The sequence below is a fragment of the Candidatus Litorirhabdus singularis genome (genome assembly GCF_026262625.1).
Taxonomy (GTDB): Bacteria; Pseudomonadota; Gammaproteobacteria; order Pseudomonadales; family Halieaceae; genus Litorirhabdus; species Litorirhabdus singularis.
In genome coordinates, this window is sequence record NZ_SHNN01000001.1 from 1,440,337 (window position 1) to 1,466,988 (window position 26,652).

A 26,652-nucleotide genomic window follows, 5' to 3' on the forward strand; every position below is an offset into this window, starting at 1 on the left:
GACCACTAGGATACCAAATGATGACCGACTACCCCATCATAACTGACGGCCATCCTGCGTTTGCATGTGGGTGATCATATTGCCAGCCAGTGCCGGCAACACCGTAGCGGGTATGTTGTGCCCCATTCCAGCGAAGGTGATGAAGGTGGATCCCTCAATCAGCTCGGCGGTATATTCACCGTGGCGCGGTGGAATCAGGGTATCGTCCTCGCCATGCAACACCAATGTAGGCACGACGATGGTCTTCACTTCTTCGCTGCGGTCACCCGATTTGAATATAGCCATCACCTGACGCGGCATTGCCTCAGGGTATAGTCCGATATGGTGTAAGCGCGCGGTGGCATCACTTTCGCCATCGCTATTGGCCAGATCGGTTAATTGGTTGTTGGCCTCGGTGCTTGGCTGGGGCAAGTGGTCGGCGAACCCGGGCGTAGACATAATCGAGACCAGACTGGTGGTGCGTTGCGGATAACGTGCCGCCACAATCTGAGCAATCATGCCACCCATTGATGCACCAATAACATGCGCCTGCTCGATATTCAACGCGTCCATGAGTGCCACGGTGTCGTTGGCCATGTCGCCCAGGTCATAGGCCGCGTCCACCTCAAAGCCAAATTTGTTTTTGAGTAGCTGCCACCAAATTAGCGGCTCGCCGAACTCTTCGAAGCGCTGAGAGTCGCCGACGTCGCGGTTGTCAAAGAGTATGACCCGGTATCCCGCTGCTACTATCTGAGACGGTAAGCGGTCGCCCCACAGTACATGCGAGCTGCCGAGCCCCATAATCATCATCACCGAAGGATTTGAAGCATCGCCGAGGACGCGGTAGGCAATCTCCACATCGTTGACAGTGGCAAAGTTCAGTTCTATGGCGCGCAGTCGATCTGCCGCTGCTTCCCGCGCTGCAAAGTCGGTTTGCGCGCTGGCGATAAACGGTGCAACGCAGCACAAAGTGGCAATAAGCCAAAGTTTTTTCATACCGAGTTTTTTCATGTTTAGTGGGGACCTTTAATCTGAGCACCATAGGGTGCGGGATAGGTGGGCAGGCGCATGATAGCTGCTGCCTCAGTCGGGGTGGCAGCGGGGCGCTGGTAGTGCTGCGCCAGCGCCACAACTTCTTGAACGAGCTCCACATTGCTTGGGTAGCGATCACCACCATAGGGCTCAAGCCCGACCTGAACGTGTCCGCCGCGCTTTATGGCCTCCTCGGCCAGGCCGCAGCCGACGCAATCGTCTCCGAAGCTGGATACCAGCCAGGGTAGGTCGCAGTCGCCCAGCATGCCCAGGTAGGCCTGCAGACTGGCGACAGTTGGAGGCATGCCAAAAGAAAGTTCGTCGGAGGCAAAGTAGAACTTCAGGATGCCACCAGCGGGCAGTTTTCCAGCTCGATAATAGGCCAGTATAAATTTGAGAAAGCTGGGCTCAAAGATGGAGATGCTAAGGCCGATAGAAAGCTCCCGACAGGTTTCCACGTAGTAGCGAGAATCCTGCATATCATTGCGATAAAGGTAGCGACTGCTGGCAAACAGGCCGTCTTCATCGAGAAGCGACAAATTGAATGTACCGGGGTCGCACAGGCCTTGTGCCAGTAATCCTTCCTGGGCCATTTTCGAGACATGGCTATAGCGGTCTTCTACCGGCACTCCCTCCTGGCCGACTGGCATAGTCGGCGTCAATATTGCATCCGGCCTTAGCTCCAATAATCTGCGCCAGGGTTTGGCGTAGCGTTCGTAATCGAGCTTGCCGCTGCCGCCAAAAATGGGTTCATCGGTATGGTTGTGAATCAGAGCGGCACCTGCGTCCATGCAGGCCACGGCGTCGGCAACTATTTCCTCGTCGGTGTAGGGAACCTGCGGGTTGTTGTGCTTGCTGGCAGCGCCGTTGAGCGAGGCTTCAATAATCAGAGGTTGTGGATTCAAAGGGCTATTTCCAATGGACTGTTGCTAATGTGCGATTCGCAGTACTGCTGGTTAACTGACTACCAGACGTGTCTTTACCTGCAATTCATTGTGCAAAGTGCGATGCACCGGACAGCGATCGGCGATCTGCAGCAGACGCTCGCGCTGTGCCTGGCTAAGGTCCCCCTCTAGCAACACCTGACGATCAATGACGTCGATTTGCCGCGGATTTTCCTCGCAGCCTTCACAATCTTTAGCGTAGTCACGACCATGGGACAGCTCTACTTTTACGTGTGCGAGTGGCAGCTGCTTGCGCTGGGCGTACATGCGCAGCGTCATAGAGGTACAGGCACCCAGTGATGCCAGCAAGTGCTCGTAGGGGTCTGGACCGGAATTCTTGCCGCCTACTTTGGTGGGCTCGTCTGCGAGCCAGTTATGGCTGTCGCTGCGCACGTATTGGGCAAATTTGTGATCTTTTTCCTGTACTCGCACATGACCGGCGGCTGGCGCTGGCTCGTTGCCTACAGGACTCGGGTTCAGGTAGCGACTTGCCCAAGCGGCAATGGTGGCGGCAGCGTATTCAGAGTCCTGTTTGTTGCTGAGTAAGTGGTCAGCGCCATCCAGACTGATAAAGCTCTTGGGATGGCGCGCTTCCAGATAAATTTTCTCTGCTTCCTGAAGTGGCACGGTGGCGTCCAGCGGTGCATGCATGACCAGCAGTGCTTTGCGCAGTCGACCTATTTCACTGGCTTCATAAGCTGCCAGATCATCAAGAAACTGCTTCTTGATGACGAATTCACGACCGCCTAAATCGACCTTGGCGGAGCCTTCGGCAGCAATTTGTTCGAGGGAGGCATTAAAGTTGTGGGCCACGTGATCCGCGCGATGCGGAGCGCCGATGGTTGCCACGGCTTTTACCTCAGGAACCTGTGCAGCCATTGCAAGTACGGCTGCACCACCCAGGCTGTGGCCTATAAGCAGCTCCGGGGCGGCATGTTCGCTGCGCAGGAAATCCGTTGCCGCCATCAGATCTTGTATGTTGGAAGAAAAGTTGGTGTTGGCAAAATCGCCATCGCTGTTGCCCAGCCCGGTAAAATCAAAGCGCAGTACGGCGATCCCGGCGGCGGTCAAAGCTCTGGCGATGCGCGATGCTGCTGCCACGTCTTTGCCGCAGGTAAAGCAGTGGGCGAATAGCGCGTAACAGCGAATGTCGCCATCCGGTGTCTCCAAGGCACCACTAAGCATAAGCCCATCGCTTTCAAATTTAACTTTCTGGCGCACTCTCAAGCTCCTTGCCGCGATTAACTGACTGCACAGTCTACCAGTAGCTACATACTCTTTGCCCTATTGCCTGCGTGTTTAATAATCGGCCATTTGAACTCATTGGTTTCAGCATTCTGCTGCTTACCCCTTGTCGCCTGCACGGCGATGACGATGTTGAAAATGGCTGGGGAGCCTGATTCGAATACTATTGGATGAGATAAGGCTCGACCTTAACTAACCTGAGCTGAGCTTTGATGTCTTGGCGCGTAGCATGGGTGAATTGATTGCGCGCTATCACAGGACCGCCTCTAAATCGTAACTGTCGTAGCTACTTTGTCTCTTTTTGCTGATCCTCTGCGTGCAGCATTTCAAAGTAGCTTCTCAGTGTGGTCTTGCCGAGCGGTGGCCCCACACCATCAATTTCGCCTGCCGTCACGATAAAGTCAGCAAGGTCACCGAATTGGTTTGAGAGTAGGCCGACAAATTTCACTAGCCCGCGGGCCAACCACATTGGTATCACCGTGATCTTGACGGGTTTGCCCACCACCTCAAAGGCCAGCATGGCGGCCTCGCGCTGGGTTAGAATATCGGGGCCTCCTGCTTCAACTTCCAGCGCGCTGCCGGCCAGCGTGTCGACACATACCTCGGCGAGATCCTGGCCGTGAATTGGGCTCATACGATTCTCCCCCGCACCGACTAAGAGCGCACGTCCGCGTTTGGCCATATCGTAGAGGGCGCCCATGTCGGAAAAATAGCCGCAGGGGCGCACGATTCTGTACTCCATGCCGCTGTTTTTTAGATCCTCTACGACGCGCTCGTGAACCTGAGTGATCTCCAGTTGCATGATGTTCTCGGCACCTTGCATTGACACATAAACAAAGCGTTTTACGTTTGCGGCGAGACACAGATCAATGAGATTCCGATTGGCCTGATAGTCCACTTGCTCAAAGCTGAGTCCATCGCGTTGGCGGGATATGCCGATACTGGAGTACACAGTGTCTATGCCATCCATCAGACCGACGAGCGTGTCGGGCTCTGTGACTTTACCTACAAATATATCGTCGATATCTTCCGCTTTCAGAGCAGGCGCGGTAAACGGACCTGGCTCAAAGAGTCTGTTTTTATCACGGGTCAGCGTTCTGACCCAGAAACCGCGTTGTTTGAAAGCCTTTACCGCATACTTGCCCAAATATCCGGTGGCCCCGGCGATGAGTACTTTGTTCGGGCTGGACTGATCCATGATGTTATCCCTATTGCTCTTATTATTGTTAGTGGATGCTGTATGGCTGCGGCAGTTGCTGTCTTGCGGTAAACGAGAGTATCACTTGGGCAGTTGCTGCATCAGAAAACGTTTCACGTTTTCGCCCATTACAGCCATGATTTCGCTCTCGGAAAAACCCTCATCCAGCATGACCTGGGTTAGTACCATTAACTCCGAAGTATCAAATTTTGTTTTTACGCCACCGTCATAATCTGAGCCCAAAGCGACGTGATTAATTCCCATGAGGTCGATGCCGTAGCGTATGGCGCCTACTATTGCCGCCGGGCTGTTATCGCAGATTGCCCCGTCCCAGTAGCCGACACCAATAATCCCGCCCTGTGCTGCAAATTGCTGCATGAGGGTATCTTCCAGGTTGCGGTCAGACTCGCAATAGCCTTTGAATCCACCGTGGGAAAGAACGACTGGTCGTGTGGAAAGTGCCAGCACGTCGCGCACCATCTGCGGTGATGCATGAGCGATGTCTACGGTCATCTCCAGTTCGTTGGCACGCCTGACCACTGCGCGGCCAAAATCAGTTAAGCCCTGTTGACTAACACCGTGCAGTGAGCCTCCCAGTCGATTGTCAAAGAAGTGAGTGAGGCCGACAAAGTGCAAGCCCTGCGCGTGGAGCCTGTCCAGGTTCTGTATGTCTCCCTCCAGCGGATGAGCGCCTTCGATCAAGTACATTGCTCCGACCACAGATGGGTTATCTTCACGCTTCTTGAGAAGTGTCTGTAGATCGCTGCGCGTGCGTACCAGCACCATATCGTTCGAGTTCTCCGCTACCAAATCCCGCAGCTTCTGTGCTTGATACTCAGCGCGAGAAAATAGAGATGACCAGGTCGATAGCGGCCAACCCTGTACCATCGCCAGAGCAGTAATGTTATCCGAGGCATCGCTGCTATTGCTGGCGTAGTTCTGTCCGCGCGGACTCTTGGTCGTGGCCGAGAAAACCTGCAAGCCGACATTACCCCGCTGCAATCGTGGCAGATCTACCTGTCCGCGCTGGGATTCCTGGCTAAGGTCTCTGTCCCATAGCAGTGAGTCTGAGTGCAGGTCCACGACAAAAAGGTCCTGGTGCAACGCTTGTGCGGTCTCTGAAATTTTGTACGGGGCATGTTGTTCTACAACATTAGCTGAGCTTTCGATTATGCCAGGAACAAAAGCTCTCATGGCTATCCAGCCCAGTAGCAGTAAGGTCAGTAGTGTGATTATTGTTTTTTTCATTGTTACTTTCCCTTCTGTTGCTTCAACAGATTCTAGCAGCCATGGAGAAGCCCGTCGTGCACAAGCTCACATGTGCTCATCAGCGCTGGTGCAACTAGTTAACCCAACTCATGGCCGTGCGCTCGCTGCGTTGTGCCTTGATTGTTCTAATGCGATAGAGTGTCAGTCGTTAAGAGTGGCGTTTTTGTTAGCTATCCAATATCGATAATCGGCTAATAGCATGGGAAGTCCAATGATGTCTGAGGGAATAAAATTCCTGTTGATGCTGACCGCTGTGCAGGTCCTGCTTGCTTGCAGTCGCGTCGATGATCCGAGCCTGCTGCCGGCGTATGACGCTTCCACAGCAGCGCCGGTGCCAGCCAAGCAACTTACGGAGTTCAGCTCCAGTCGCAATCTGTATTGGGGAGACCTGCATATACATACGAGCTATTCGACCGACGCCTGGACCATGGGCGTGCGGGCGACACCTGATCATGCCTATACCTTTACTCGGGGAGGTGAGATTGAGCACGCCGGTGGCTACGGTATACAACTGCAGCGGCCGTTGGATTTTGCGGCGGTCACCGACCACTCCGAGTACCTGGGTTTGCTGCGCGCCACCGAGCCATCGTTGCCGCTGAGTCAGCGCAGTTTTAAACAGCGTATGCATTCCGATGGCAAGCTGCGCAATACTATAGCCTTTTTGCGCACCACCCTGGGCTTTAGCCTGGACAACGTCGACTCGGCTGGTTGGCAGGAGTTCGCTAGTGATGCGTGGGAGCAGACTATCGCTGCGGCGGAGCGTCACAATAACCCGGGTCGATTCACCACCTTCTTGGCCTATGAGTGGAGCTCTATGCCGGGCGACAACAACTTGCACCGCAATGTCATTTACCGAAGCACTGCGGCACCCGCGATTCCTTACAGTTCACTAAACTCAGAGGACCCACGAGATCTGTGGGCCGAACTCGAGCGCCAGCGCGAGCTGGGTATGGACAATTTTGCCATTCCCCACAACGGCAATGCGAGCAATGGTCTTATGTATGATTCCGTTGTTTATGATGGAGGGGTTATGAATGGCGCTTATGCGGCCAGGCGAATGATTAACGAGCCCATCAGCGAGATTTATCAAGTTAAAGGCTCCTCTGAGACTCATCCGCAGTTATCGCCAGAAGATACGTTTGCCGGTTTTGAGATCGTTGATACGCGCCTGTCGCAGGACCTTGATCTGTCTCAGCCCAAAGGTAGTTATGCGCGGGATGCGCTACGTCGCGGTATCGAGATGTCGCATAGCGAGGGCTTTAATCCGTATCGGTTTGGGGTAATAGGTAGCTCCGATGGTCATAACGCTTCGTCACCGGTCGAGGAAGACAATTTTCATGGCAAGTTACCGCTGCTGGACGGGAGTGCGGCGACCCGACTGCGCACTAATTCTTACATGCCGGCAGAAATTGCCGGCGGCAAACTTTGGAATGCTGCAGGTCTGGCCGCAGTATGGGCTGAGGAAAATACGCGAGAGGCCCTATTTGACGCTATGCGTCGCAAGGAGACCTATGCCACCTCCGGTCCGCGTATAGGTGTGCGCTTTTTTGGCGGCTGGAATTACCAGCCGGATATGCTGGCACAGCCAGACTGGATAGAGCTTGCAGAGGCCCGCGGGGTGCCCATGGGCGGTAAGCTGCCCCCCGCAGCGCAAGCTGATGTGCCTGGCTTTGCAGTATGGGCGATCAGGGATCCCACCAGTGGCAATCTTGATCGCATCCAAATCGTTAAGGGTTGGGTTGCAGCTGATGGCGCATCGCGGGAGACAGTCTTTGATGTGGTGTGGTCTGATGGGCGTCAGTTGGATGCACGTGGGCAGTTGCCGACAGTCGGTAATACAGTGGATGCGGAGGCGGCCACTTTTGCCAATACTATCGGCGCCGCACAGCTGTCCGGTGTATGGTATGACCGACAGTTTGATGCGGCCGAGGAGGCATTTTACTATGCCCGTGTCATTGAAATACCGACGCCGCGCTGGACTACCTATGATGCTAAAGCGCTGGGTATAGAAGCACCGTTGCCGAACTCATTGCAGGAGCGTGCGGTGACGTCGGCAATTTGGTATCAACCTGCACAAGCTGCCAAATAGTTGAAGAGCTCGAGAACGATATCTATGGTTAGTCAGCAAACTCAGAAAAAGACTTTTTGTCGTATTTGTGAAGCGCAATGTGGCTTGGTCGTAACCACCGCAGATGCGCGTGTCCTCAATATAGAGCCGAACAAGGATCACGTCGCGAGTAAGGGGTATGCCTGCATCAAGGGTCTGCGTATGGCTGACTTTGTGCACAGTTCTGACCGGCTTACGACTCCGCTGAAGAAGGTCGACGGCGAGTTTGTCCCAGTGAGCTGGGAGCAAGCGATAACGGAGATTGGCGCCAAGCTGAAAGCAATTCATGCGCAGCATGGCGGCGAGTCTATTGCCGCTTACATGGGTAATCCGATTGGTTTCAGTATCTGGCCAACCATGATGATGACCCATTTTTTAAAAGCCTTTCAGGCCCATAAACTGTTTACTCCCGGCACACAGGATTGCGCCAATAAATTTGCCGGTGGCGAGCGGTTATTTGGTAGCCCCAATGACCAGGTGTTCCCGGATATTGATCACACCCAATTTTTGATTGCGGTGGGCACAAATCCAGTCATCTCGAAAATGAGCTTTATATCGTTGCCCAACCCGATGCAACGCATTGAAGCTATTGAAGAGCGCGGCGGTAAAGTTTATTGGGTTAACCCGCGCCGCACAGAGTCTGCGAAACGCGTGGGTGAGCACGTGCCAATCCGCGCCGATACTGATGTATTCTTCATGCTGGGGTTCCTGCACGAGGTTATACAGCAAGGCGGCGTTAAGGCCGAAAGGGTCGCCTCGTATATGAATGGGTATGAGTCGCTTGTGGAAGTCTGCAAGCCCTGGCCCATAGAGCGGGTGGCCGAGGTAACACGTATACCGGCTGATACACTGCGTGAAATGGTTAGCGGCTATTTGGCAGCCGATGGAGCGGCTCTGTATTTCTCCACAGGGGTCAATCAGGGCAGTGCTGGCTTGCTGGTGTATTGGTTGCAGGAAGCTATTAATGCGATTACCGGCAATCTTGACCGCCGTGGTGGCGTGCTGGCCGGTAAAGCTGTGATTGCGCTACCCGTCAGTATGGAGGCAGCGCGGGTATCGCGAATCGATGCAGTGCCCTACGTTAATAGCACCATACCCGCAGGTATCATGGCCGATGAAATATTGGAGCCGGGCCAGGGCCAGGTGCGGGCGATGTTTAACATGTCTGGCAATCCATTGTTGACCTGTGCCGATAGTCAACGGCTGGAGCAGGCGCTGGGCAGTCTGGAACTGTTCGTTTGTATTGATATCGTTCGCAATGAAACCGCTGAGCTGGCGGACTACATACTGCCGGGGCTGCACAGTCTGGAGCGGGCGGATATTCCGTTCTACTTTTTTACGCTGATGGGGTTGATGCCGGATCGCAGTTTTTCCTACACGGATGCTGTACTGCCGGCTGCTGGCGACTCCCGAGACGAAGGCCTGATCTTTCGTCAGCTGTGTAAAGCCGCCGGACGTCCTGTTGGCGGTTCGCGACTACTGCAATGGTGCAGTAATCTGGGTGAGTTTTTCGGCAAGCTTCTGCCTGCGAGTGTTTCCACCTCAGCCGACATCCTGTTTATATCAATGCTGGCAAGGTCGGCGGGGCTTGGCGGAGTCCGCGGTTTGCGTCGGCAAGTCGACGGGGTGCTACTGGAACCGAATCAACCGGGAGACTACCTGGGTCAGCGTGTGAAAACGCCATCCGGAAAGATTGAGTTGGCGCCGGCCGATCTGGTTGCCCGGGCCGAGGAACTTGAGGCGCGCTTTGCCCGTGAGTTGGTGGACGCTGACCAACTTAAGCTGATCCAGAAACGGGAAAGGTTTACCCACAATAGTTGGGCGCACAATGCCCGTGCGTTTATTAAGGGTGAGCGCAATACCAACTATCTCTATATTCACCCTGACGACGCCGCGTTCAGAAACCTGAAGGAAGCTGAGATGGCAACGGTTGCGGCTAACGGTCAGTCGATTCAAGTCCCTGTGCGCTTCGACGCAGACCTGCAGCCAGGTACTGTCTCCGTACCCCATGGTTGGGGGCATCAAAAAGCGGCAGGGCTGAGCGTGGCCCGTGAGACCCTGGGCGCCAATGTTAATGTCATAACGCCCAGTGGACCCGATTCAATAGAGCCTGGCTCCGGTATGTCGCATATGAACGGCGTGCCGGTGGAGGTGTCAGCCGCGCTACCAGGGGTTAGCTGACAGTCAGGATTTTAGCAGCTCCAGAACAATGGTAATCAGACCGTAGAGGCTCGCGAAGTAAAATAACGGCCTGATCACCGGCCAACCCAACGCGTAGACAATGGCATGTGCGATACGTGCATACAGAAAAATACTGGCTCCCAGCGCTGTGGTGGTATTGGAAACGCCAGCTGCATTCGCAATCAGGATGACGGCGGCGAACATAATCAGGTTTTCTTGCAGGTTAGCGGTCAGGCGCTGTAATCGCAGCCGCACTACGCTCGGTTCTGGCAGACTGTCGCGACTGCCTGCTTGCGCCATCAATCCGTTTTGCATAATGGCGAGGCCCGCCTGAGCCAGAATAACGACTAACAGTAACAGCGTGCTATACAACAACATCATTAGTTCAACGGACATACTAACTCCTGCCTGGTGGCGTTTTAGTGTGTTGGTTATATCTATAGCGCATAGTAGAGCTATTGTGCGCCCTGATCCATTGCATTTGTGAGGCCGTGTTTCGGCGCCCACCAAACTTGCAGGCCGCCGGGTTCAATTAGCTAAGCCTGGCAGTTCAGGCATTAATCACTGAACTGTCGGAGGGGTGATTTTTTTCAAAAGGCCTGAATGACTAGTGGCGGTGCGGCGGTAACAAGATTCAAGGGTGTCAGCATGCGCATTATTTTGGTGCGAAATGCACTATAATTGTGCGCCAGCTAAAACCGGCTCGCATCAGAATGGTGCGTGTTAGCCCGCCTCGCGTAATTTAGTAAGCAATATCAGTGGCTTACCTAATTCTGAAGTGTTGGCGCGTATTTTGCTTAGAGTTATGCAGTTTCCCAGTTCAACGTTGTCCGATCCCTAGGTGATGATGTTTGCTGGTCCCAATTACTAACAGTCGAGGAAGTCAGAATGAGTGCCAATCCAACCCGCCAAAATGCCATAGCAGAGATTACCAATCGCGAACCGGCTGCGGTGGCAAAAACTGAGCCGCTGGGGAAAATATGGGCCGATGATGTTTTCAGTTTGGGCCGCATGGAGTGGGCTCTGTCAAAGTCGGCTTTTAAGTCCATTAAGAAGACTGTCCAGACTGGCGCGCCTCTTGACCCCGGCACCGCTGAGGTAGTCGCGGCGGCGATGAAGGAGTGGGCTGTATCGAAAGGTGCCAAGTTCTTCTCCCACTTATTCTACCCAATGACCAATATCACTGCGGAGAAGCACGACGGATTTATTATTCCTGATTCTGAAGGTGGTGCTATCACTGAATTTTCCGGGAGCCTGTTGATCAAGGGAGAGCCCGATGGGTCATCTTTCCCGAACGGCAGCCTGCGGATGACCAACGCGGCGCGTGGTTACACTGCCTGGGACCCAACCAGCCCGGCCTTTATTATGCATACAGATAACGGCGCTACGCTGATGATTCCAAGCGTGTTTATGTCTTGGACGGGAGAAGCGCTGGATAAGAAAATCCCACTGCTGCGTTCCAACGCTGCTATGAACGAAGCGGCGCAGAAAGTACTGTCTCTAATGGGCGAAACTGACATTGCAACGCTGAACTCAAGCTGTGGTGCCGAGCAGGAATACTTCCTGGTTGACTCCAACTTTGCCAATAGTCGTCCGGATCTGCTGCTGGCTGGCCGCACCTTGTTTGGTGCACCGCCAGCCAAAGGGCAAGAATTTGACGATCACTATTTTGGTGCTATCCCTGCCCGCGTTCAGGTGTTCATGCAAGACTACGAAGATCAACTCTATAAGCTGGGTATACCGGCCAAGACGCACCACAATGAAGTGGCGCCGGGTCAATTTGAGATCGCCCCATATTATGAAGCTGCCAACGTGGCTGCAGATCATCAGCAGTTGATGATGACGTTGATGAAAGCCACCGCCAAGAAGCACGGTTTTATGTGTCTTCTGCACGAAAAGCCGTTTGCCGGTGTTAATGGCTCAGGTAAACACGTCAACTGGTCTGTCGGTAACTCTACCCAGGGTAACTTGTTGGATCCGGGTAAAACTCCGCACGAAAATTTACTCTTCCTGCTGTTTTGTGGAGCGGTAATACGTGGCGTACATCTACACGGACCTTTGCTGCGCGCAGTGATCGCGTCTGCTTCTAACGATCATCGTTTGGGTGCCAACGAAGCTCCTCCAGCTATTCTGTCCGTTTATCTGGGTGACCAGCTGGAGAAAGTATTCAATGATATAAAAGAAGGCAATTTGATGACTGCGCAGCAGGGTGGTGCTATGGATTCGGGCCTGTCCCAAATTCTGAGCTTTGACCGTGACCCTGGCGACCGTAACCGAACATCTCCCTTCGCGTTTACTGGTAACCGTTTTGAATTCCGTGCCGTTGGCTCCTCGCACTCGGTTTCCGGACCGCTCGTTGCTATGAATACCATGCTGGCTGACTCCCTCAATTGGATAGCGGGCAAGCTTGAGCCGGAACTTGCTAAAGGTACCAGTCAGGCTGAAGCCGTTGCAGCTGTGCTTAAAGAACTTATGAACGAACACGGCAATGTAATTTTTGGTGGTGATGGCTACTCTGAGGAATGGCACAGAATCGCCGTCGAAGAGCGTGGTCTTAAGAACATCCCAACCACAGCAGATGCGTTACCGGCATTGCGTGAGGCGTCAGTGATTGAAATGTTTGAGAGCACTGGCGTGCTTAGTCCCTTAGAGCTGGAAAGCCGCTTTGAAGTGTATGCAGAGCAGTATGTGCTGTCTATTGAGGTTGAAGCCAAACTGGTTATTGATATGGCTAAGACCATCATCTACCCCGCGGCGATTGAATACCTGACTACGCTGGGTGCTACCTCAGAGGGCATGTTGGCAATGGGGGTTGAGCTGGATAATACAGTTGCAAAAGCGGTAGCCGGAAATGCTAACGCCATGATTGCTGCGGTGGCCAAGTTGGCTGACGCGCTGGAGCAACATGATTTTGAGTCCACCGAGGTGCACATGCAGTATTGCGCTACGACTATTAGAGCCCTTATGGACGAAGTTCGAACCGCTGCCGATGCATTGGAGGCAGAGGTTTCAGACGAATTGTGGCCACTGCCGAAGTATCAGGAAATGCTGTTCATCAAGTAGTATGTGAGAATAGCAAAACGGGGGCTCGGCGGAATTCACGATTCTGCCGGGCCCCCTTTTTTCGTTTAGTGCATTGATAATGCCGCGCGTGTTGCTCAATTATTTTCCCCGCTGCCGCTTGGCTCTCCTGAAGCACAGATTAACTAAGTTAAAGTCGCTACCGAAGGTCCTCATCACCGTATTGGACATGCTAACGCTGTTGGTCAGGCAGGAGCCGTCAGCCTATTGCTAGCGCCGCGGTTGACAACAGCGGTTGTGGCTCCGACTATGCGGGTTATAACACTGAGGTTCAATATGTCACCAAACGAGAATGATACCGTTAGCACGCACGGCTCCGTGGCCTCTGGCTTCGAGTCGGTCAAACAGATGTTCGCCAAGAATATGCGCACCATGGCGGAGGCGCAGGCTCAGCTTTGTGTCTATCACAAGGGCGAAAAGGTGATAGATCTGTGGGCGGCGCCCTTACCTGTGGAAGATTTCTCTGCTGACTCCATTATTAATGTCTTCAGCAGCGGAAAAAGTTTGGAGACCATTGCCATTGCATGGTTGGTCGGCAAGGGCTTGCTGAGTTATGACGCTACTATTGCCAGCTATTGGCCGGAGTTTGCGGCGAATGGAAAATCGGAGGTTTTGGTAGCAGACCTTATGCGGCATGAGTCAGGCCTGGCCGGGTTTAATCAGTCGCTGGAGCCTGCCTGGTTGCTTCCAGAGAACATCAAGCAAAACCAGGTTGGCAGCGTGATTGAAGCACAGCCTCAAGTATTTGCCAGTTCAGACACTGCGGCAAAAAGGGAGTATCACGCGATGACCCGTGGTTGGGTTGCCAATGAGTTGTTTCGTCGCGTTGATCCGACTGGTCGCACCATGGGTGAATTTTTGCAGGAAGAGATCAGCGCGCCGCTGCAGGCAGACGCGGTTATTGGTGTGCCCGAGGCTGAACTAGGCGGAATTGCCAAGGTCATTCCTATGGGTATTTGGGCTTACATTCGCTCCAGCTTCAGGCCCAAGCTCTTCGGACGTAAAGTGGTGCACAATATTTTTCAGGTGATCGCCAGAATAGTCCGCATGATTCCAGTAATTCGCAGGGGTTCCTTAGGTGGTGGTCCGCCGCCGTTGAAGGGGATGAGCAGTATAGGCATCTTTAACGAGCCTGCAGTTGAAATGGGAGAGACGCCTTCTGCTAATGCGCATTGCAGCGCTCGTGGCCTGGCCAAAATTGCTGCCATGATGTCAGCCGGTGGCAGCTTCGATGGTAGGGAATACTTGAGTAGTACTGCTTGGGCCGCTTTGCATGACCAGCCAATTCGGGCCGCCATGGGCGGGTTTTTGGACACCAGTTTTACCCAGGGTGGTCTTGCCTATTTTGCAGCGTGCGGCGCAGACAGTAGTGCGATACAGCGAGATTTGAATCAGGGTAGAGAGGGCTTCTACGGCTGGATGGGTTTGGGCGGCTCGGTGTTCCAATGGCACCCTGAGCTGGATATAGGACTCGCCTTTGTGCCCACTGAGTTACACGAAATGGATTTTCTCAACGAGAGAGCCAAAGCCTATCAGGCTGAGGTGCTCAAGTGCGTGCAGGCGCTGCCCGGTTGATGAGACCGTTTGCGGTAATCCCGATGGGGTGCCGTATTCTCCTGCTTCTTGCAGGGCTGCGGCTTTCCCCCGGCACCTATGCCGATAGTGAGCCAACTGATCCTGAAGTTGGCGCGCTGCGCAGCCAGCATGGTTGTGAGTTAAAGTATGAGTACTATCAGCCGCGGAGTTTGGTGCCACTAGCGACGCTAATTCTGGCGCACGGCTTTATGCGCGACCTATCTTCACAGCGTGGCTGGGCCCAGCAATGGCTGGATTACAATATTGCCACGGTGGTGGTGAGCTTTTGCAACTCTACTGTGTTCAATGGTCATCACCAGCGCAATGCAGATGACTTGATTACGGTGCGCGAACATCTGTCTATTGAAAGCACTGTCTACGCCGGGTTTTCTGCGGGCGGGTTGGCGTCCTATCTGGCGGCGCTGCGGGACGAAGCGGCAATAGGCTATCTCGGTTTAGATAGCGTCGATTCGGGGAAGCTCGCAATAAACGAGCCAGCTGAACTGGATGTGCCTGCGCTGTTTATGCTGGCGCCAGCCTCTTCCTGCAATGCAAGAAACAATATCATGCCAACGATTGAGCGGCACGGTTATGCCATTGAGGTTTACCCCAACGCCAGGCACTGTCATTTCGAATCACCCTTTGACCCGCGCTGCGGCTGGATCTGTGGCAAGAGCAAGGCTGACGTAGTGGCCGTGCAGACCCAAATTTTCGATAGCGCCACCGCCTGGATTCTCGCTACTGTTGAGGCAGAGCGGCGAACCTTCAACCAATAGGAGCACACCGAATGGAAGAGCAAATGCTTAAGCAGCTTCAGGAGTTACTGGACGAGAGAGCCTGCGAAGCTGTGTTGATGCGCTATGGTCGCACCCTGGACTGGCTGGATCAGACTGGTCAGGAGCAATGCTTCTGGCCAGACGCGGAAATCGATTATGGTTTCTTCAAGGGCAGCGGTGAAGAGTGGGTGCCTGTGGTGATGGCAGTTGAGGCTGCTTCCGAACGGCGCTGGCATATTTGTACCGGGGTCACAGTGCAGGTGCAGGGTACAAACGCCAAAAGTGAATGTTACGGGCTGACAGTGGCAGCTGCAAAAGATGACACGGGTGTTCTGGTAGACACTGTATTTGGCGGCCGTTATCTGGATGAACTGGAGAAGCGTGACGGCGAATGGCGTATATCCCGGCGCACCTATATCGCCGATTGGACGCAGAGTTTTCCCAATGGTTTGGAGGCATTATCTGCCAGCGGCCTGGATCTAAACTTCCTAAAAATTCTGCAGCCTGGGCACGAGGCTTACCGGCCTTTGGATGGCACCGCCTAAGCTACGCTGTCTTGACTCCGGTGTAGGTTGCCGTCGATGCCAACGCAGAAATTCTGTGCATCAGCCGGCGTCCTTCGTAATCACCTACGGCGTAGTGTTGCACGGCCTCCTGATCCCAGATCAGCAGGTCGCCCACTTGCCAGTGATGACGAAACGCGAATTCTGGTTTCTGCATATGGGCGAATAGAAGCTCCTGAATGTAGCGCGCCTCCAGCGGCGGCAGGCCTTCGACAAAGCGTGTGTAGGTTGGGTTTACCGTCAGCCATTTGCGCCCAGTGACGCGATGGCTGCGCACAATGGGATGCGAATGCAGTAGGCCTTTGGCCAAAGCGTCAGCCACTAACTCGGCCAGCGGAATACCACTGCGCCAGCCAAGCTCGTAAAGATGTCCGTAGTCATGCATTGCCGTGAGGTCGGCAAGCAGTGCTTTCATTTTTTCCGATAGCTCTGAGTATGCAGCGGCAGTACTGCGAAACGCGGTATCGCCACCGTGGTCCGGGAGGATTTTTGCATGCAGTAAGTTCACTAACGGGGGATGCTCGAGAAAAGTCTCATCGGCATGCCAGGAATCTGCGCGGTCGCCATTGTCGGAGTCGATAACAGTGATGAACGGGTGTTCCGGGTCTACAGAGAACTGGTCGGTGGCCTGATGCTCCAGTTCACCAAAGCAACTGGCAATTTGACGATGCTGCTCAGAACTCATATTAGTCGCAGACAGGCTGACGACCTGGTGTTCGTAAAGTGTCTGCGTTATAAAATTCAGTGTTTCCTGACTCAGCTCTGTGCTGAAATCAATGCCTTCTATTCTGGCGCCCAGGTTGCCGCCAATACGCTTCACAGTGTTCATAGTTGCTGCCTTATTGTTGATGCCTTTTAGATTAGCACCGCCAGAGACAGTTGCTCAACCGGAAAGCGTTGCTGCTCAAAACACCTAGATGTTTCAGTCACATCCGATTATTCTCATTGGCCATATTTATAATAATACGGAGATACCAATGAAATTTGGACTGGCCTTTGCAAGCAGTGTTACCCACGACCCCGTCGAATCCCTGGAACTTGTCAGGTGTGCTGAAAGGATTGGCTTTGAATCTGCGTGGGGTGGTGAGCATGTGATTATTCCGGCACAGATTGATTCGCCGTATCCCTATACCGAGGACGGAAAAATTCCTATGGAGCCGGATATGCCGGTTCCTGATCCTTTGATTTGGTTGGCCTATGTTGCAGCCGCAGCGCCTACGCTGCGTCTGGGTACCTGTATTTTGATTCTTCCTCAACGCAATCCGCTGGTGCTTGCCAAGGAGTTATCGACACTTGACCAATTGTCCGGTGGTCGCGTGGAGTTAGGTATCGGCGTTGGCTGGATGCGCGAAGAGTTCGATGCTCTGAGCATCCCCTGGGCAGCCCGTGGCCGCCGCAACGATGAATACATAGCCGCCATGCGGGCATTATGGTCCGGGCCGGAAGTGGAGTATCACGGAGAGTTTGTTGATTTCGACAAGGTGACCAGTTCGCCTAGACCTGTTAACGGCAATATTCCTATTATTGTCGGTGGTGATACGGAGCGGGCGATTAACCGCGCTGGAACGCTTGCAGATGGTTATTTCCCTGGATCTACCGACCCCGAGAAGCTGGCAGGTCTTATCAAGGCTCTGCACGCGAAAGCTGAAGAGAAGGGCCGCAACCCGCAGGATATTGAAGTCAGCGCCATTTTTGGTGAACAAATGGCTGATCCGAAGCGCGGCGTTGAGCAGATGGCAGCAATGGGTGTCGGCCGCCTCATGGTACCGGCCTTCTTTTTTGCTGGCCCCGGCGGACTTGATCGTCTGGAAGAGTTCGGAGAGTCCGTTATAAAAGGGAGCTAACACTTGCCAACGGCGAGCCAGCCAGAGTGATGCGATGCATTAGTCTGGCCTCTCCGTGGTAGTCGTTATTCGCCAGATGCCAGGTACTTCGATTATCCCAGAACGCCACTGAACCTGGCTGCCAATTAAAGCTGCAGGTATATTTGGGATGTTCGGTATGTTGGTATAGGTAATCCAGCAGTGGCCTGCTTTCCTCCGGCGTCCAACCCTCAAAGTGGATGGTATGCACCGGATTCACGTACAGGGCCTTTTTGCCGCTGTCAGGGTGGCTGATTACCACTGGATGAGTTGCGTTGCCGACTCGGTCTGTGCCACCTAAGGTATCGGCAATATCGGATTTGGAAAACAGGCCATCTTTACCGTAAATATGCACGTTGGAATGCACCGCGCGTAAAGACTCTAGTGTTTTCTTTAAACCGTCGGACAAGTCCTGATAAGCGGCATACATATTGGCAAACTGGGTGTTGCCGCCCTTGCTGGGCAGGTTGCGCGCGACCAAAATTGATCCCAGGGCGGGTTCTTCGTCATAAGAATGATCTGTATGCCAGGCGCCACCGATATTGGTTTCATGTTTCTCGCTCTTGCTGACAGTGGCAATACTTGGAAAGTTTTCCACGGGCTTGAAAAACTTATTGAGTACTATTTCTCCAAATCTTCGGGCAAAGCGTTCATGCTCCTGCGGTGGCAAGTCTTGCTCTCTGAAAAATAGTAAGCCGTGCTCGGCCAGCAGTTCGCGCAGCGATTCAATGTCAGCATCACTGGTTTCTGAGAGCTGAATGCCGCTCAAAACAGCACCACAGTTTTCTGAAAAGGGTGTAACTTTCATGACCGTCTACCTTGTTGTTGTAAGTACTCTGTAGCGGCTGCATACCGGCGCACATAGCGCGGAGCAGATCTTACTACTATCCAGCTGCGGAAATTAGTGGAATTTTGTCTGCCGGACTTGGTGGCGTTTTATCAGGCACCTCGATTTAGGGCATGATCCTGCGGCTGTATAATTGTTACCATCGAACAATCTTGGTAAAACTCTACTAAACTTTAGATGTTTCTACTATCCTCACGCCGTCGACGGCACTCTCGGAGAAGGTTATGGCAGCAATTGATCAGGTGTTGAAATTCGCAGCAGGATTCGAAGAGACTTACATCGACGACAACTGGGAGCGACTGCTGCCCTTCTTTACTGAAAATGCGAAATACACGGTGGTGGGCGGCCCCATGGCATGCGAGATTGAAGGTCGCTCCGCAATATTGGCAGGGCTAAAAAAGTCGCTGGATGGGCTCGATAGGCGTTTTAGCGAGCGCCGCATTGAGGTAACCGGTGGTCCAGAAATTTTGCATCTTGATGCGGGTGAAAAGGTGATGCTGAACTGGGAGGCAAGCTATGAGTTGGCGGGTTTGGATTGCCCGGTGCTACCGGGGAGCTCTGTTATAACCGTAGTGGATGGGCTCATCACACACCTACAAGATGAGTACGATGATGTGGAGGTAGAACCCTTCGCTAAGTGGCTAGCCGAGAATGGCGCGGACTTTGACGGACGCTATGTTTAAGCGCTGCAAACGAGAGAGTAACCAAGCATCAAAAAGCAGCTAAGCTCTGATCTTTAGCGCGGCATAACCGCGTGCCCAGTGCGACAGGCGCCAGCGCGACTCTATGATTTCATAGTCCGGGTAGCGTTCCAGCAGCTTTGTAAAATAGGCACGCGCTTCAAGTCGGGCGATGTGCTGGCCGATGCATTTATGCAGGCCAAACCCCAGTCCCAGCTGATCTTTGTTTGAACGCTCAATATCAAACTGCTCTGGCTTAGGGTAGTGAGAGGGGTCGTGGTTGGCCGCCGCAAAAACCAGACTAATCTCTGATCCGCTGGGTACCACCGTACCGTGCAGCTCAAGGTCTTGGGTCAAGCGCCGCGGGAGGCCTTGCACGGGTGGTTCTACCCGCAGAACTTCTTCAATCGCGCCATCAAGTAAAGTCGGTTGCGTAATCAATTTCCTGCGTTGCTCAGGAAAGCGTGCCAGCAACCCCGTGCCATTGCCCAGCAAGTTGATGGTGGTATCTACCCCGGCGAAGCCAAGGCAGTTGGCGAAAATCCGCGTTTCCTCAGGAGTCAGCGCTCCCTCAGCTTCGCGGCCGACCAGCCAGCTAAGGTGATCGTCGCCGGGTTCGCTGCGCTTCTGTTCCAGCACCTGCTCTATCATGGCGGCAAAATCGTCTAGCACTTTCAAGGCCACTTCTGGCGTTGCTTGCTCGTTGCTATCGGGGTCTGTGCCCATAAGGATTTCGCCGATCTCGTACCATTGGTCGGCCTGGGATTCAGGGAAGCCCAAGAAGCGCGTCATAAACAACTGAGGCAGGCGTAGGATGACCTTCTTGTAGATATCGATCTCACCGGTGGCCGGTAGGTCGGCGAATAACTCATCGACGATCGAGTTGACGAGCGGGGTCAGTTTTTCGACCACACCGCGTGAGAACTCCGGGATGATTTCTTTGCGTATGGTGTTATGCAGTTCGCCATCGGTGGTGGCCAGTGAAGGAATATAGCTGTGGCCGGTTTCTGCGTTGAGTGTGCCTTCGGGGTGGCGCAATAAACCCCGCACATCGTCGTAGCGGGTGATCATCCAGATATTTCTGTTGGCATCAAAATATACCGGGTGCTGATCGCGGAGAGTCGTATAGCGATGGTAGATATTGTTGTGATAGTCCGCAGATTGAACATCGACGATGGCGTTCATGGTATGACTCATTCAGAGGATGAATAAGGTACATGGTAATCTTATCGCGGTTTCGATCAAGCCCTTAGTTATTGTTCAGTAACCGTAGCTGAGTCCTGTGTATTTTTATAGGCTCGAGAAGATCCCCGGCGGCGTCCAGAATGCGCGGCTTGGCCGGGCTGATGATGGCGCCGGCCTGTGTTTAATGATTGATGCCTCTGGTGCAGTTTATTAGGTTGCCCTGCTTGCATATTGCGGGCGTCTTTTGTTGAATGCGGCTACGGTATGCGCCGCAAGGTGAGCCTGCTTACAGGCTTTGCGCCATTGATGATCTAGAGAGAAGCAGTATGTCTGACAGCAATACATTACGAATCGCTATTATTGGGGCTGGACCAGCGGGTATAGCCACCGGTCGCGAATTGATTCAGAAAGGCTTCAACGAATTCACTATATTCGATGCCCTGGATGCACCCGGCGGCACTTGGCGTCTGCATACATACCCAGGTCTGGCATGCGACGTCTGGGCACACTCTTATACGTTCTCCTATGCGCCCAATCCGGATTGGACAGCCAGCTTCGTCGATCAGCCAGAAATTCAGGCTTATCTGGCTCGTTGCGCCAGCGAGTTTGGGCTCGACCCGCATATCACTTTGAATACTCGTATTGCCAGCGCCCACTACCAGGAGGGTGGTACCTGGCTGGTGCAAACCAGCACCGGCGAGAGTCACGAGTTTGATGTGGTGATTAATGCAATGGGTAACCAGCACACGCCGCTGTTCCCCAATGTTGAGGGTATGGATAGCTTTCAGGGCGACAGTTTTCACGGTACCCGTTGGAATCATGATGTGGATCTGGCGGGTAAAAAGGTGGTGTTAGTGGGCTCGGCCGCCAGTGCCGTGCAAATTGTTCCCGAGGTAGCCAAGATTGCCGGTCACCTGACTGTACTGCAGCGTTCGGCCAACTGGATTATGCCGCGAGGCAAGAAACCCTATTCCCCAAGGCAGCGTGAACTGGCGCGCCGTTTCCCCGCCATTATCAGCCTGACGCGCTGGTGGCAGCGCTTACTGATGGGTCAGGTCGAACACGCGGTGACCATAGGTCACAAACGCATGGGGCAATTTGAAGATATGGTGCGAAAATTTATCGGGCGTACCATCAGCGACCCTAAAATGCAGGAGGAGCTGGTTCCTGATACACACTATGGTTGCCAGCGCGGTCTGGTGTCTGATGACTTCTATCCGGCCCTGACACGAGACAATGTCGAATTGGTAGCATCCGGTTTGCAGCAGGTTACACCCACGGGCGTTGTAACAGCAGATGGACATAGTATTGACGCTGATGTGATTATCTACTGCACCGGCTACCGCATTATGGATTTTGATCGCATCGATGTTGTGGGTGCCAATGGCAAGGTATTGGCTGAGGTTATGGCGGACGACCCCAGGGCGCATAAGGGTATCGCGGTACCTGATTTTCCCAACTACTTCTTTGCGGTCGGACCCAACGGCCTGGTACTCAATGTGTCGTACTTTATTACGGCGGAAAAGAACGTTGAAACCATTGTCCGCCTATTGGACCAGATGCGTGAAGCAGGTCATCACACCCTGGGTGTGAAGCAGGACGTGTTTGATGAATACAATAGCTGGATGAATGAGCGCTTCGCGCGTTTTTCATGGGGCTCTAGTGATTGCCACAGTTACTATCGCAACGCCGCCGGCCATGCGCCGTTTCTTTTCCCCGGAAATTTCAAGGAATACCGACGCCTGCATGAAGCTAGTGGGCTCGCTGAATATGACGTGAGTTAGGTACTTGAGTGAGGCGAAGTGTGCGCAGCCTGACTAATAAGATAGTAGTGATCACGGGGGCGGCCAGCGGTATCGGGCAGTCTCTGGCGCGGGCTATGGCAGCCCGGGGCGCTGTGCTGGCGTTGGTAGATATTGATGAGCTCGCACTCGAAGCCCTGTGTGCCGAACTGGCGGATGCCGGTAATACCGTTTCATCATATGTCATCGATGTTAGTAACCGCAGCGCCATGGAGCAGTTGCCGGGGGACGTGGTCACTGCGCATGGCGCTGTCGACATACTTATCAACAACGCCGGTGTGAGTGTTGGGGCAATGTTTGACGACCACTCTATTGAAGACGCGGAGTGGTTATTAGATATAAACCTCAAAGGTGTTATCTATGGTTGTAAGTTTTTTCTGCCCCACCTCAAGCAATCTCCAGAGGCAAACATTGTCAATATCTCCAGTATGTTCGGTTTATTTAGCATGCCGGGACAGGCTATGTACTCGGCATCCAAAGCCGGTGTTCGTGGCTTCACCGAGGCATTGTGGACTGAACTGTCGAATACCTCGGTAAGAGTCATGACGGTGCATCCGGGGACGATACGCAGCAACGTTATACGATCTTCACGCATGTTGGACCCCCAGGCCCAGTTGAAGGCGGTGCAGCTGCAGGAGAAGTTCGGGATGTCTACTGATAAGGCGGCGGAGAAAATTGTGCGCGCCATAGAGAAGAATAAGTTACGCGTTTTGGTAGGTGCCGACGCGCATATCGCTGAGTTTTTAAAACGACTATTTCCAGTTTCACTGCAGCGCCTGGTTGGCATGTTCTTTGATTGATTATAATGAGAGTTGTCTTATTGAGGGACTAAGAAATGAGTAAATCACAAGCCCAAATACTACTGGAGCGTTACTGGGAGGAAGCCAGTAATCAGGGCAACTATGAACTGATTCGCGAGCTCTGCGCGGACCCCATCGTGCGCCATGACCCAGAGGGTAAAACCACAGAACTTAGTCACGATGAGCAAATAGCTCGCGTCAAAATGGGTAGGGAGGACTTTGGGGGTATCATTGACCGGATCATTACCCATGCCGATGAAACCTATGTGACCTCTATCTGGGAATTGACCTCAGAGAAGGACGCCAGCATTAAGCTCTGTGGAATAGAGGTGTTTAAGGTTGAGGGTGGCAAGCTGGCGCAGTGTTGGAACGCGCCTTATGGCAATGGAAAATGGGGTTAGCAAGAGCCAGCAGTGAGCAGTGAGAGGTAGTTAAGTATGTCGGCAAGCAATCCACACGCTAATCGCCGCTACAATATAGAAGGCGCAGATCTGGGTTATCCGACTCTCTTTCATGAGGGCAGCACCTCGGTGGCTATGTATGTAGTTTCCAGCAAGGTGGCCAATGAGTTGATTGCGGATAGCGGCTTTACCGTGGCGGAGGTCGCACCCGGGAAGGCCGTTATGAGCTTCGCCGGTGTGCATTACACGGATACAGAATGCGGCCGCTATGAGGAGATTGGCTGCGCCTTTTTTGTGAATAAACATCCCCGGCGCCCTGTGATTCCTTACCTGAGCACCTGGGTTAATATTGTGCGGGGTAGGCAGCCGTCTTTTACCTGGTATTTGCCAGTGACTCAAAAGTCGGCGCTGGAGTGTGGTGTGCAGATGTGGGGCTACCCCAAGACAATTGAAGATATTCGCCACCATCAATCCGCTGGCAGGACGATTACCTGCCTATTCAGGGATGGTGAGCAGGTATTGTCTTTCAGTGTAAGCAACCAGGGTGGCAGAGATTCCAAACCTGTGAATTCACCGGTGTACTCGATTTTTGAGGGCACGCCGCACCTGGGCCACCTAACGCAGAATTTTTCTGATGTTGGGTACGGTCGTGACGCCGAGATGGTGTTGTCCGACCATGCCTTGGTCGAGCCCCTGCTGCGTTTGGGTTTGCCGAAAAAGCCGCTTATCTCCGGACATATGGGCAAGCTGCGCTTTAGTATGAGCGCGCCTGTGCCGCTGCCTTAGTGCGACATTTATTGAAGTCTGTATTAATACTGCTGCTGGCCTGCACGCTATTGGCGGGTTGTTCTTTCTCTGATCACAGATTGCGGACGCTGACAGAGTCGCGCCTGGGTTTCATCGGCGACTATTCCAACTTCGAGGCTTTTGACGCTGCAGATGGCATGACGGCCTACCGCTATGCATCGCCGAAATTGAGATCGGGTTACTATCGAGGCGTGATACTTGAGGCGGTTGATTTTTACCCCGAGAGAACGCAGGTCACCGATCTTGATGCAGACTTACTAAAACAGGTAAAAGACTATATTGATCGTGGTCTTGCCGCGTCGTTTCAGGGGCGAATAAATGCGGTAAATGAGTCGGGGCACGGCGTGTTTGTCATGGTGCCGCGTATAACGTCGGTCAGCAGGACCTTTGGGGATATCAAAGCCAGAGAGCTGGTACCGGTAGGTGCAGCGCTTGCGGCAGCTCGTTCAGCGGCAGGCTTGCGTCATCAGAACATAGAGTTCTATATGGAGCTCAAGATTATTGACAGTCTAACCGGGGAGCTTATTGGCGGTAGTATCAAGCAGGGTAAGGGTCGTGAAATTAGCGGTCGCGCGGTCACGTTTGAGGACATAAAGCCACTATTGGATGTTTGGGTTCTGGACGCGAATGAGGCGTTTGGTAGGCTGCAAGAGGCGTCCCGCCAGCATCTTCCGCCGAGTCCAGTTGTGCTACCTGAAAATTAAGCAAAAAAAAGGGCAAGTCATTACGACCTGCCCGATTTGTCGACCGAGTTAATTATCAAACAGCGACAATATTCTCAGCCTGCGGTCCTTTCTGACCAGCTGTGACAGTGAACTCTACTGCCTGACCTTCTGCGAGAGTCTTGAATCCATCGCCAGAGATTGCACTGAAGTGTGCAAATACGTCTGGACCAGACGCCTGCTCGATGAAACCAAAACCTTTAGATTCGTTGAACCACTTAACGGTTCCCTGTACTCTTTCTGACATATTAATAACCATAAATTGTGAATGTAGTTGAACCCTAAATGGGCCCGAATAGTATGAAGAGTCAACTTGAATTTAGAAACTGCAGGACGAGTAGTACGAAGAAAACAGCGAAGTGTAGGTTTTAAATAGTAGTTTCGATTTCAGACTAGTTGCGGAGACTACAGGTCTTATAGGTTAAAGTCGAGCACTAACTGATTTATATTTTTGGTCATTCTCGACAGCTTAGTTGAAGTTGTTGCACTGATTGGCCCGGAATGGCCAATCGCAAGTAAAACAGATTTCGCAACCGGATGAGCCTATAGTGAAAGTGCATCAAGGCTTCTGGTGAGAGTTCGCACAAAATCGTCTGATCGCTTTCATCGTTGCCATGCACGCCCAGGTTGGGCCGGGAGTAACGATCATGTCAAAGAGTCAACGCAGTAATAAGGAATCCCAGAAGAAATCTATTCTCACCGCTAAAGAAAAAAAGTTGGCCAAACGGGAGAAGAAAAAGTCCGGCGGCCACGCCCCCTTCGTCGTCAAGGACGTCTGACGCAAACCATATCTTGATGAACCCTGCCTGGGGTGACGCGTTATAGTTTCAGGAGCATTGCCTAAATTGCATCTTCAGCTATCGACGGAGAGGTGCTGTTAGCTCCTGCGCGTCAATAGCTGATTCTCAAATGCACGCCACCGGATTAGGCAATTAGCATCAATCAGACATCCAACGTCCCCTATCAACCAACATTGGCGCAATTATTATGTCCGACAATCAAGACGAATATTCATGGGGCCGCAGGGCTCAGAAGTCGAAGGAACAGAATATTTCGCAGCTCATTCAGAAGAGCAGGGAGAAGCAGCCCTGTGATGCGGATCCGGTAGGCCTGAGGAAAGTTCTGATTCAGCGCACTATGGAGCGGCATGGGTTCACGGAGGAGCAAGCTCTAGCACTTCTGCTGGCCTTTGGTCGTTAAGGCCGCTGGCAGAAGAATGAGACTATTCGTCGCGCGATAAACCTGGATAAGGGCGTCGTTCAAAAACCAGATATTCTGGCATTTCAGAATCGGGAACTGGATTACCCGCACATACTCATTTAGCGCAACGAGGCGTTCTGCGGCATTTTAGACTAACCGCAGCTGAAGTTGATCGTCGCGAAATGAAATAACATCCCCGCTGACCATTTTACGGGCGCGCCGTGTCTCGACTTCACCATTGACGGTGACTTGGCCGTCGCCGATGAGCAGCTTGGCTTCACCTCCGCTGCTAACCAGACCCTCGAACTTCAGAATCTTGTACAGCTCTACCGGCTCCCTGGTGATATCAACTATTCTCATGCTGGTGGCCTGATGGAGGAATTTGAAGGTGGGAGA

26 protein-coding genes are annotated in these 26,652 nt (G+C 53.1%); 15 read left to right on the forward strand and 11 right to left on the reverse strand.

Annotation, left to right across the window (positions count from 1 at the left end):
- Window positions 1-36 precede the first annotated feature (36 nt).
- The 5 genes from EYC98_RS06465 to EYC98_RS06485 form a co-directional block, all read right to left on the reverse strand.
- Window positions 37-990, reverse strand: coding sequence for an alpha/beta fold hydrolase (locus tag EYC98_RS06465; protein WP_279244498.1), 954 nt, complete (start codon window positions 988-990; stop codon window positions 37-39).
- 2 nt (window positions 991-992) lie between these two features.
- The gene (locus EYC98_RS06470) at window positions 993-1,916 is read right to left on the reverse strand and encodes a beta-keto acid cleavage family enzyme (RefSeq protein ID WP_279244499.1); all 924 of its coding nucleotides are present in this window, start codon (window positions 1,914-1,916) and stop codon (window positions 993-995) included.
- Window positions 1,917-1,967: 51 nt separating this feature from the next.
- Complete coding sequence (locus EYC98_RS06475; RefSeq protein ID WP_279244500.1) at window positions 1,968-3,176, reverse strand: bifunctional alpha/beta hydrolase/OsmC family protein; 1,209 nt, start codon at window positions 3,174-3,176, stop codon at window positions 1,968-1,970.
- A gap of 310 nt (window positions 3,177-3,486) precedes the next feature.
- Complete coding sequence (locus EYC98_RS06480; protein ID WP_279244501.1) at window positions 3,487-4,398, reverse strand: SDR family oxidoreductase; 912 nt, start codon at window positions 4,396-4,398, stop codon at window positions 3,487-3,489.
- Window positions 4,399-4,479: 81 nt separating this feature from the next.
- Window positions 4,480-5,646, reverse strand: coding sequence for a dipeptidase (locus EYC98_RS06485; protein WP_279244502.1), 1,167 nt, complete (start codon window positions 5,644-5,646; stop codon window positions 4,480-4,482).
- 232 nt (window positions 5,647-5,878) lie between these two features.
- Between EYC98_RS06485 and EYC98_RS06490 the strand changes: the two genes are divergently transcribed.
- Both EYC98_RS06490 and EYC98_RS06495 read left to right on the forward strand, forming a co-directional pair.
- A complete protein-coding gene (locus EYC98_RS06490) occupies window positions 5,879-7,756 on the forward strand; it encodes a DUF3604 domain-containing protein (RefSeq protein WP_279244503.1) in 1,878 nt (625 codons plus the stop codon).
- 24 nt (window positions 7,757-7,780) lie between these two features.
- Entirely contained in the window at window positions 7,781-9,955 is a 2,175-nt protein-coding gene (locus tag EYC98_RS06495) for a molybdopterin-containing oxidoreductase family protein (RefSeq protein WP_279244504.1), read from the forward strand.
- Between the two features lie 3 nt (window positions 9,956-9,958).
- Here EYC98_RS06495 and EYC98_RS06500 read toward each other — a convergent pair whose 3' ends face one another.
- Window positions 9,959-10,351: an MAPEG family protein gene (locus tag EYC98_RS06500; RefSeq protein WP_279244505.1), complete on the reverse strand. Its 393-nt coding sequence runs from the start codon at window positions 10,349-10,351 to the stop codon at window positions 9,959-9,961.
- 492 nt (window positions 10,352-10,843) lie between these two features.
- On the opposite strand from EYC98_RS06500, the gene EYC98_RS06505 reads away from it, so the two are divergent.
- The 4 genes from EYC98_RS06505 (at window position 10,844) to EYC98_RS06520 (ending at window position 15,932) form a co-directional block, all read left to right on the forward strand.
- A complete protein-coding gene (locus EYC98_RS06505; protein WP_279244506.1) occupies window positions 10,844-13,018 on the forward strand; it encodes a glutamine synthetase III family protein in 2,175 nt (724 codons plus the stop codon).
- 294 nt (window positions 13,019-13,312) lie between these two features.
- Window positions 13,313-14,611 (forward strand): serine hydrolase domain-containing protein, encoded by a 1,299-nt coding sequence (locus EYC98_RS06510; RefSeq protein ID WP_279244507.1) that lies wholly within the window; start codon window positions 13,313-13,315, stop codon window positions 14,609-14,611.
- Window positions 14,608-15,387 (forward strand): dienelactone hydrolase family protein, encoded by a 780-nt coding sequence (locus EYC98_RS06515; RefSeq protein WP_279244508.1) that lies wholly within the window; start codon window positions 14,608-14,610, stop codon window positions 15,385-15,387. Before EYC98_RS06510 ends, EYC98_RS06515 begins: the two co-directional genes overlap by 4 nt.
- An 11-nt stretch (window positions 15,388-15,398) precedes the next feature.
- A complete protein-coding gene (locus tag EYC98_RS06520) occupies window positions 15,399-15,932 on the forward strand; it encodes a nuclear transport factor 2 family protein (RefSeq protein WP_279244509.1) in 534 nt (177 codons plus the stop codon).
- 1 nt (window position 15,933) lies between these two features.
- Here the strand turns inward: EYC98_RS06520 and EYC98_RS06525 are convergent, their stop codons facing one another.
- Entirely contained in the window at window positions 15,934-16,779 is an 846-nt protein-coding gene (locus tag EYC98_RS06525; RefSeq protein WP_279244510.1) for a TauD/TfdA dioxygenase family protein, read from the reverse strand.
- A 148-nt stretch (window positions 16,780-16,927) separates the two neighbouring features.
- Here EYC98_RS06525 and EYC98_RS06530 point away from each other — a divergent pair, with 148 nt between their 5' ends.
- Window positions 16,928-17,794: an LLM class F420-dependent oxidoreductase gene (locus EYC98_RS06530; RefSeq protein ID WP_279244511.1), complete on the forward strand. Its 867-nt coding sequence runs from the start codon at window positions 16,928-16,930 to the stop codon at window positions 17,792-17,794.
- Here the strand turns inward: EYC98_RS06530 and EYC98_RS06535 are convergent.
- On the reverse strand, window positions 17,778-18,620 hold the full coding sequence (locus EYC98_RS06535) for a TauD/TfdA dioxygenase family protein (protein ID WP_279244512.1): 843 nt from the start codon (window positions 18,618-18,620) through the stop codon (window positions 17,778-17,780). The two genes, EYC98_RS06530 and EYC98_RS06535, sit on opposite strands and share 17 nt — an antisense overlap.
- Window positions 18,621-18,883: 263 nt before the next feature.
- On the opposite strand from EYC98_RS06535, the gene EYC98_RS06540 reads away from it, so the two are divergent.
- Entirely contained in the window at window positions 18,884-19,342 is a 459-nt protein-coding gene (locus EYC98_RS06540) for a nuclear transport factor 2 family protein (protein ID WP_279244513.1), read from the forward strand.
- A gap of 39 nt (window positions 19,343-19,381) precedes the next feature.
- On the opposite strand, the gene EYC98_RS06545 is transcribed toward EYC98_RS06540, so the two are convergent.
- Complete coding sequence (locus EYC98_RS06545) at window positions 19,382-20,524, reverse strand: cytochrome P450 (protein ID WP_279244514.1); 1,143 nt, start codon at window positions 20,522-20,524, stop codon at window positions 19,382-19,384.
- Between the two features lie 326 nt (window positions 20,525-20,850).
- Here EYC98_RS06545 and EYC98_RS06550 point away from each other — a divergent pair, with 326 nt between their 5' ends.
- Genes EYC98_RS06550 through EYC98_RS06570 form a run of 5 tightly spaced genes read left to right on the forward strand, consistent with a single transcriptional unit; the run spans window position 20,851 to window position 25,038 of the window.
- Window positions 20,851-22,308, forward strand: coding sequence for a flavin-containing monooxygenase (locus tag EYC98_RS06550; protein WP_279244515.1), 1,458 nt, complete (start codon window positions 20,851-20,853; stop codon window positions 22,306-22,308).
- Between the two features lie 20 nt (window positions 22,309-22,328).
- Window positions 22,329-23,126, forward strand: a complete 798-nt coding sequence (locus tag EYC98_RS06555) for an SDR family NAD(P)-dependent oxidoreductase (protein WP_279244516.1) — start codon at window positions 22,329-22,331, stop codon at window positions 23,124-23,126.
- A 35-nt stretch (window positions 23,127-23,161) separates the two neighbouring features.
- Window positions 23,162-23,527 (forward strand): nuclear transport factor 2 family protein, encoded by a 366-nt coding sequence (locus EYC98_RS06560; protein WP_279244517.1) that lies wholly within the window; start codon window positions 23,162-23,164, stop codon window positions 23,525-23,527.
- Window positions 23,528-23,563: 36 nt separating this feature from the next.
- Window positions 23,564-24,313 carry an acetoacetate decarboxylase family protein gene (locus tag EYC98_RS06565; RefSeq protein WP_279244518.1) on the forward strand — a complete coding sequence of 250 codons (750 nt, stop codon included), beginning with the start codon at window positions 23,564-23,566 and terminating at the stop codon, window positions 24,311-24,313.
- A gap of 11 nt (window positions 24,314-24,324) precedes the next feature.
- Window positions 24,325-25,038 (forward strand): DUF3313 domain-containing protein, encoded by a 714-nt coding sequence (locus tag EYC98_RS06570; protein ID WP_279244519.1) that lies wholly within the window; start codon window positions 24,325-24,327, stop codon window positions 25,036-25,038.
- A 55-nt stretch (window positions 25,039-25,093) separates the two neighbouring features.
- On the opposite strand, the gene EYC98_RS06575 is transcribed toward EYC98_RS06570, so the two are convergent.
- Entirely contained in the window at window positions 25,094-25,303 is a 210-nt protein-coding gene (locus tag EYC98_RS06575) for a cold-shock protein (protein ID WP_279244520.1), read from the reverse strand.
- A 400-nt stretch (window positions 25,304-25,703) separates the two neighbouring features.
- On the opposite strand from EYC98_RS06575, the gene EYC98_RS06580 reads away from it, so the two are divergent.
- Window positions 25,704-25,835 carry a hypothetical protein gene (locus EYC98_RS06580; protein WP_279244521.1) on the forward strand — a complete coding sequence of 44 codons (132 nt, stop codon included), beginning with the start codon at window positions 25,704-25,706 and terminating at the stop codon, window positions 25,833-25,835.
- Window positions 25,836-26,043: 208 nt separating this feature from the next.
- Window positions 26,044-26,256, forward strand: coding sequence for a hypothetical protein (locus EYC98_RS06585; RefSeq protein WP_279244522.1), 213 nt, complete (start codon window positions 26,044-26,046; stop codon window positions 26,254-26,256).
- Window positions 26,257-26,403: 147 nt separating this feature from the next.
- On the opposite strand, the gene EYC98_RS06590 is transcribed toward EYC98_RS06585, so the two are convergent.
- Window positions 26,404-26,616, reverse strand: coding sequence for an RNA-binding S4 domain-containing protein (locus EYC98_RS06590; RefSeq protein WP_279244523.1), 213 nt, complete (start codon window positions 26,614-26,616; stop codon window positions 26,404-26,406).
- Between the last annotated feature and the right edge of the window lie 36 nt (window positions 26,617-26,652).